Source organism: Nonomuraea sp. NPDC049784 (assembly GCF_040659615.1).
Classification (GTDB): Bacteria; Actinomycetota; Actinomycetes; order Streptosporangiales; family Streptosporangiaceae; genus Nonomuraea.
In genome coordinates this window covers 1-6,051 of record NZ_JBFAMX010000624.1, presented here as the reverse complement: position 1 = coordinate 6,051, position 6,051 = coordinate 1, and the positions used below count along the sequence as shown (strand labels likewise).

Here is a 6,051-nt window from a genome sequence, read left to right as displayed (position 1 = left end):
CTTGAGCCCGTCGACGAGGAAGTTCAGGCCCTCCTTGGCGGCGTCGGTGTCCAGATGGGGACACCACGCTGGCCGCCTCGCCGGGCGTGGAGATCAGCACGGAGGTGATCGTGCCGCCGTACTGGGCGCCGTAGTAGATCCCGGCGAGCATGATGAGCGCGGTCAGCGGCTCGAACGACAACGTCAGCGGCAGCAGCACCGCCACGCCGGTCGTCGAGCCCAGACCGGGCAGCAGGCCGATGACGGTCCCGGCGAGCACGCCGACGAAGCACCAGAGCAGGTTCGCGGGCGTGAGCGCCGCGCCGAAGCCCATGAGCAGGTTGTCCAGCATCAGCCGTCACCTCCGACGCCCAGCAGCCCGCCAGGCAGCGGCACGCCCAGGAACAGCACGAACACCGCGTAGATCACGAGCGTGGCGGCGACGGCCACGCCGGCGGCCGGCACCAACCGCTGCTTCTCCACGAACGCCGACACGGCGAACACCAGCAGCCCGAACGCCACCAGGAACCCGGTCAGCGGCACCAGCAGCAGCGCGACCAGCAGCATGGCGAACACGGTCCACAACGTCCTGACACGCTGGGGGTCGTCCTCCTCCGAAGCGGGCACGGCACGGCGTACGGACTGCAGGAGGCAGGCGGCCGAGAGCACGGCCAGCGCCACGCCGCTCACCAGCGGCAGGAACCCGGGCCCCACCTGCCCGCCGTCCTTGGTGATGCCGTAGCCGAACGAGGCGGCGGCCATGGCCACCGACAGGCAGACGAGCACTGCCCAGACGACGGCCTCGCCGCGGAGCAGCTGCCTCATGACGGCTTCTTCAGCACCGGCGCGAGCGCCGTGTCGAGCTGTTCGAGGTATTTGGCGAAGTCGTCACCGTACAGCTCGGCCTGCTGCAGGTAGTTGTCCTTGAGCCACTTCTGGAACTCGGCGGTCTTGGTCACGCCCCTGGCCGCCTGCTCCCAGTACGCCTGCTCGCGCTCGTCCAGCCCCCCGGGCGCCAGGAATCCCCTGAACTGGACATACGACACGTCGATGCCCTGCTCCTTGGCCGTGCCCAGAGAGGCGAACTCGGGGTAGGTGTAGCGCTTGTCCGTGGTGACGCAGAGGCCCCGCAGATCGCCGGATTTGAACTGGCCGATCACCTCGCCCGGGTTCAGCAGGGCGACCTGGATCTGGCCGCCGAGCACGGCAGGCACCAGCTCGCCGCCCGACTCGAACGGCACCCGCTGGAACTTCACGCCGGTCTTCTGCTCGATCATCGTGAAGATCACGTTGTCCACGCCGTACGCGCCCGACATGCCCACGCTGACGCGGCCGCTCTTGGCCGCGGCGACCACGTCGGAGCAGGTCTTGAGCGGCGAGTCCTTCTTGACCACGAGGATGCCGCCGTCCTCGGCCAGCTTGGCGACCGGCGTGAAGTCCTTGCGGGAGAAGGAGACCTGGCCGCTGAGCGGCAGCGACAGGATGGCGTTCTCGGTGGCCAGCAGGTAGTTGCCGTTGCCCTTCTTGCCGAGCAGGGCGGAGTAGCCGACCGCGCCGGAGCCGCCCTCGCGGTTCTCCACGGTGACCTTCAGCCCGGGCTGGGCCTTCTCCAGCGCGGCGGCGATGGCGCGGCCCGCCAGGTCGCTGCCGCCGCCCGCGGAGAACGGCACGATCATGCGTACGTCGCCGCGCGGCTTCCACGCGCCGCCGCCGGCGTCCGCGGTGCCGCCGCAAGCGGTCGCCAGGAGCAGGGCGAGCGCCGCGATGGCCCTCATGACTCCAGCTCCTTGAGCTTGGCGGCGAACTTGTCCAGGTTGATGATGAAGCGTTCGTGAGTGCCCTCGCCGACCTTCCCGTTGGCGTCCTCGGCGACCACGGCGAACGTGACGCGCCGCCGGCCCACCTCGGTCACCGTGGCGGTCGCGGTCACCTTCCCGCCCTTGAGCGTGGGCGCCACGTGCGCGATCTCGACCTTGCTGCCGACGCTGCCCTCGCCGTCGGCCAGGTACGGGGCCAGCGCCTCGATCGCGGCGTCCTCGATCAGGTGGACCAGGTTGGGGGTGGAGAAGATGTCGTGGTCACCGCGGCGGGTGCAGTGCCGCTCGGCCACGACCCAGGTGAGGCCGGCGCTCACGCCCGGGGTCAGCTGGTCGCTCATGAACTCTCCAAGGGGGTGGGGGATTGAGCCGCCGCGCCTTCGGCGAGCAGCCGGTCGATCTCCTGCTCGGTCAGGCCGCACTCGCGCAGCACCTCGACGGTGTCCGCGCCGAGCAGCGGCCCGGCCGGCCCGCGTCTCGTCGGCGTCTCCGAGAAGCGCATGGCCGAGCCGAGCTGGCGTACGGGGCCCATCTCGGGATGTTCGGCATCCCAGAAGAACCGCCGCTGGTTCAGGTGCTCGTCGTTGAACACCTGGGAGTAGTCGGAAATGGGGGCGCACGGCACGCCGTGCTCGTCGAGCGCGGCCACGACCTCGGCCGTGGTGCGCAGGGTGGTGGCCGCCTCGATGGCCGGGATCAGCTCGTGGCGCAGGCCGTGCCGGTCGTGCGCGTCGGCGTACCGCTCCTCCTCGAGCAGGGCCGTCAGGCCGAGCGCGGCGCAGAAGCCCTGCCAGGTCTTGGGGGTGACGGCGCCGACCGTGCACCAGCCGTCCGAGGTGCGGACCGCCTGGTACGGCGCCGTGCTCTGGTGCGCGGAGCCCAGCGGCCTGCCGGCCTCGCCGGTCGCGAAATACTTGCCGGCCTCCCAGATGGCGAACGACACGGCCGACTCCAGCAGCGACACGTCCACGTGCTGGCCCTGGCCGGTCAGCGTACGGGCCTGCAGCGCGGAGACCGCCCCAAGCGCGCCGTAGAGCCCGCACACCAGGTCGGCGATGGGCACACCGACCTTGACCGGGTCGCCGTCCGGCATGCCGGTGACGCTCATCAGACCGCCTCGGGCCTGGGCCATGATGTCGAGGCCCGGCTTGTCCGCGAGCGGCCCGTCCTGGCCCCAGCCGGAGGCCGAGACGTACACGAGCCCGGGGTTGAGCTCGTGGAGGTCGTCGAAGCCGAGGCCGAGCCGGCGCATCGCGCCGGGGCGGAGGTTCTCCACCAGCACGTCGGCGTCCGCGACGAGGCGGCGGAAGGCCGCCGCGCCGAGCTCGGACTTCAGGTCCAGCGCGATCGACCGCTTGTTCCTGTTGAGCCTGGCGAACGGGGAGCTGTGCCCGGCCGTGAACGGGCCGATGGCGCGGACCCCGTCGCCTCCGTCGGGGTTCTCGACCTTGATGACGGTGGCGCCCAGGTCGGCGAGCTGCATGGTCGCGAAGGGCGCCGCCATGAACGCGCCGACCTCGACGACCCGGATGCCGGACAGTGGAGTGGTCATATGTTTCGAAAACCTCACTTCAGGCCGGATTGGTCTATTGTCTACAGAAGACAAGTCAGATAGACAAGGGTTCTGCCCGAACTTCTTCGGCACTATGGCGGCAGACGATGATCGCCTACGACAAGAGGACCACGATGCGCATCGAGGCACCCCCCAGCATGGTTCAGCTCGCCACCGAGGCGCTGATGCGCATGCTGCTCAGCGGCAAGCTGCAGCCGGGCGACCGGGTCGTGGAGAACCAGCTCACCCAGGAGCTGGGCGTCAGCAGGCCGCCGCTGCGCGAGGCCATGCGCGTACTGGAGCAGCAGGGGCTGATCACTCAGCAGCCGCGGCGGGGCGCGTTCGTCACGCAGCTCACGCTGCACGACATCTACGAGATCGTCACGTTGCGGCGCGAGCTGGAGCGCATGGCCGTGGACCTGGGCGTTCCGGTACGCGAGCCCGCCCGGCTCCAGCGCTGCCACGCCGCGCTCGACCGGCACGAGGCCGCCGCGCGATCCGGCGACTGGCTGGGGGTGCTGGAGCAGGCGGTCGAGTTCCACAGCTCGGTGATCGGGCTGTCGGGTCACCGGCGACTGGAGGAGGCGTACCGGTCGATCCAGCTCCAGATGCTGCTCTGCATGGGCATGAACCGGCAGGCCAGGGCGTCCGGCGAGTCGCTCGTCGACGACTGGGACCGGCATCGGCGGCTGCTGGAGGTGATCGAGGCGGGCTCGCCCGAGGCCGTCCACCGGGAGCTGGCCGGGCATGGGGACATGACGTTCCTCGACGACATCGAGGACCGGGTCGGCGGCCACACCCCCGAGTCGCTGGCCTGGCTGAAGCGGGTCAGGGAAGGAGACACATGATCAAGGCTCTCCAGGAGGCGGTGGGCTGGACGGGGCCACTGCGCGAGGACGTGGTCGAGCGCCGCCACCTGGCTTTCTATCTGCACGCCATCGGAGCCACCGGGGAAGACGTCCCGCCCACGTTCACGGCGTGCTTCCTCGACGAGCCGCCGTCGCTGCCCGCCGCCACGTCGTACGGGTCCGGGTGGCTGAACGGCGGCGACCGGTTCGAGTACCACGCGCCGCTGCGGGTTGGAGACGTCATCGTGTCGCGGCCGCGGTTCACCGGGGTCGTCGAGAAGAGCGGGTCGGCGGGGCCGTTCGCGCTGCTGACGTTCGAGACGGAGTTCCGCCGGCCGGACGGCGAGCTGGTGGTCAGGCACATCGGGAGCAGGATCAGGCGATGACCGACATTCCCCCACTGACGGAGACGACCACGTCACGCAGGCTCGTCGAGTACGCCGGAGCCTCGGGCGACTTCTACGAGATGCACTACGACCTCGGCTTCGCCCGCTCGCTCGGCCATCCCGAGCTGGCCGTGCACGGGCTGCTCAAGGCCGCCTACCTGGGCAGGCTCGTCACGGATTGGCTGGGCGGGCGGGGCCGCCTGGCCGTGCTGGAGGTCAGCTACCGCGGCATGGACTTCCGCGACCGCGCCCACACGTGCCGCGGCCGGGTGGTGTCCACCGCGGGAAACCGGGCAGAGCTGGAGCTTTGGGGCGAGGACGACACGGGCCGCCGCACTACGCTCGGGCATGCCGAAGTGATTTATGACGAAGTGATTGATGACGGGGAGCCTTCGCGATGACGAACCTTGCCGACCTGCACGCTCTGATGGCCCGGCTCGGGCACCCGGTGGTCGTGGCCGCCTCCTCCGCGGAGTCGCGGTTCGCGGACGGGGCGCCGTACCGGTTCGAGATCCCCAGCGTCGAGGGGCCGGCCGTGCTGGAGGCCGTTGTCGCCGAGTCCGACCGGCTCGGCGTGCCGATCGCCAGGACGTCGCAGGGCAGCGGCGTGATGATGTTGACGGACGCCGAGATCTCCGACATGGCGGGGATCGGGGCCGAGCGGGGCATCGAGATCAACCTGTTCCTCGGGCCGCGGGCCGCCTGGGACACCGGCGGCCAGGCCAAGCTGACGCAGGCCGTCGGCGCGGCCGCGCGGGGGAACGCGATGGTGGCGGCATGCGTGGCGGACGCGCTGCGGGCCTGCTCGCTGGGCATCCGCAGCCTCCTCGTGGGCGACCTCGGCACGCTGGAGGTGCTGCGCGCGCTGAAGGAGGACGGCACGCTGCCCGCCAACCTGGTTCTGAAGACGTCCGTGCTGATGCCGCTCACCAACGGGCCGACCGCGGCGATCCTGGAGCGCCTTGGCGCCACCACCGTGAACGTGGGCACCGACCTGACCGTGCCGCACCTGGCCGAGATCCGGGCCGCGACCCGGCTGCCGATCGACCTCTACCTGGAGGTGCCCGACGACCAGGGCGGATTCGTGCGGTTCTACGAGGCGGTGGAGATCGTACGGGCCGCCGCGCCCGTCTACCTGAAGATGGGGCTGCGGAACGCGCCCAACATCTACCCCTCCGGCTCGCACCTCGGGGCGGTGCCGCGGGAACTGGGGCGTGAGCGGGTGCGGCGGGCGGCGCTGGTGCAGCGGCTGATCGAGCAGCTCGACCCCGCGCTCGGCAAGCAGGCCGGCGCCGGACCCGCGTCCGACCTCGGCGTCCCGGAGGTCTAGGCGTTCAGGCGGTGAATGGTCAGCGGGCCACCGCCCCAGCGGCCGATGGCCTCTTCGTCGGCGAAGGCCAGGACCCGCATCATGTTCCCGCCGTCGCTGAGCTCCACGTTACGGCGCAGCCTGCGCACCAACGGGCCGG

At 70.8% G+C, this 6,051-nt stretch carries 9 protein-coding genes; 4 read left to right on the top strand and 5 right to left on the bottom strand.

What is annotated here, in order from left to right; translation table 11 throughout:
* The 5 genes from AB0J09_RS53915 to AB0J09_RS53895 all read right to left on the bottom strand — a co-directional run.
* On the bottom strand, positions 1-331 hold a 331-nt coding region (locus tag AB0J09_RS53915), incomplete at its 3' end, for a tripartite tricarboxylate transporter permease (protein ID WP_360709973.1).
* Positions 331-804, bottom strand: a complete 474-nt coding sequence (locus AB0J09_RS53910) for a tripartite tricarboxylate transporter TctB family protein (protein WP_360709970.1) — start codon at positions 802-804, stop codon at positions 331-333. The genes AB0J09_RS53910 and AB0J09_RS53915, both read right to left, overlap by 1 nt.
* Positions 801-1,754: a tripartite tricarboxylate transporter substrate binding protein gene (locus AB0J09_RS53905; protein ID WP_360709969.1), complete on the bottom strand. Its 954-nt coding sequence runs from the start codon at positions 1,752-1,754 to the stop codon at positions 801-803. Before AB0J09_RS53905 ends, AB0J09_RS53910 begins: the two co-directional genes overlap by 4 nt.
* Positions 1,751-2,137, bottom strand: coding sequence for a thioesterase family protein (locus tag AB0J09_RS53900; RefSeq protein WP_360709968.1), 387 nt, complete (start codon positions 2,135-2,137; stop codon positions 1,751-1,753). Before AB0J09_RS53900 ends, AB0J09_RS53905 begins: the two co-directional genes overlap by 4 nt.
* Positions 2,134-3,348: a CaiB/BaiF CoA-transferase family protein gene (locus AB0J09_RS53895; RefSeq protein ID WP_360709966.1), complete on the bottom strand. Its 1,215-nt coding sequence runs from the start codon at positions 3,346-3,348 to the stop codon at positions 2,134-2,136. Before AB0J09_RS53895 ends, AB0J09_RS53900 begins: the two co-directional genes overlap by 4 nt.
* 107 nt (positions 3,349-3,455) lie before the next feature.
* Between AB0J09_RS53895 and AB0J09_RS53890 the strand changes: the two genes are divergently transcribed.
* Genes AB0J09_RS53890 through AB0J09_RS53875 form a run of 4 tightly spaced genes read left to right on the top strand, consistent with a single transcriptional unit; the run spans position 3,456 to position 5,912 of the window.
* Positions 3,456-4,196 carry a GntR family transcriptional regulator gene (locus AB0J09_RS53890; protein WP_360709964.1) on the top strand — a complete coding sequence of 247 codons (741 nt, stop codon included), beginning with the start codon at positions 3,456-3,458 and terminating at the stop codon, positions 4,194-4,196.
* Entirely contained in the window at positions 4,193-4,582 is a 390-nt protein-coding gene (locus AB0J09_RS53885; RefSeq protein ID WP_360709963.1) for a MaoC family dehydratase N-terminal domain-containing protein, read from the top strand. The genes AB0J09_RS53890 and AB0J09_RS53885 overlap by 4 nt, the downstream gene beginning before the upstream one ends.
* The gene (locus AB0J09_RS53880) at positions 4,579-4,983 is read left to right on the top strand and encodes a MaoC/PaaZ C-terminal domain-containing protein (RefSeq protein WP_360709961.1); all 405 of its coding nucleotides are present in this window, start codon (positions 4,579-4,581) and stop codon (positions 4,981-4,983) included. Before AB0J09_RS53885 ends, AB0J09_RS53880 begins: the two co-directional genes overlap by 4 nt.
* Positions 4,980-5,912 (top strand): hypothetical protein, encoded by a 933-nt coding sequence (locus AB0J09_RS53875; protein WP_360709959.1) that lies wholly within the window; start codon positions 4,980-4,982, stop codon positions 5,910-5,912. Before AB0J09_RS53880 ends, AB0J09_RS53875 begins: the two co-directional genes overlap by 4 nt.
* The last annotated feature ends 139 nt before the right edge of the window (positions 5,913-6,051 follow it).

Bases quoted from the DNA above. Each gene is read 5' to 3' on its own strand.
- AB0J09_RS53885 (WP_360709963.1), top strand. From the start codon at position 4,193: ATGATCAAGGCTCTCCAGGAGGCGGTGGGCTGGACGGGGCCACTGCGC.
- AB0J09_RS53880 (WP_360709961.1), top strand. From the start codon at position 4,579: ATGACCGACATTCCCCCACTGACGGAGACGACCACGTCACGCAGGCTC.
- AB0J09_RS53890 (WP_360709964.1), top strand. From the start codon at position 3,456: ATGATCGCCTACGACAAGAGGACCACGATGCGCATCGAGGCACCCCCC.
- AB0J09_RS53910 (WP_360709970.1), bottom strand. From the start codon at position 804: ATGAGGCAGCTGCTCCGCGGCGAGGCCGTCGTCTGGGCAGTGCTCGTC.
- AB0J09_RS53905 (WP_360709969.1), bottom strand. From the start codon at position 1,754: ATGAGGGCCATCGCGGCGCTCGCCCTGCTCCTGGCGACCGCTTGCGGC.
- AB0J09_RS53900 (WP_360709968.1), bottom strand. From the start codon at position 2,137: ATGAGCGACCAGCTGACCCCGGGCGTGAGCGCCGGCCTCACCTGGGTC.
- AB0J09_RS53895 (WP_360709966.1), bottom strand. From the start codon at position 3,348: ATGACCACTCCACTGTCCGGCATCCGGGTCGTCGAGGTCGGCGCGTTC.
- AB0J09_RS53875 (WP_360709959.1), top strand. From the start codon at position 4,980: ATGACGAACCTTGCCGACCTGCACGCTCTGATGGCCCGGCTCGGGCAC.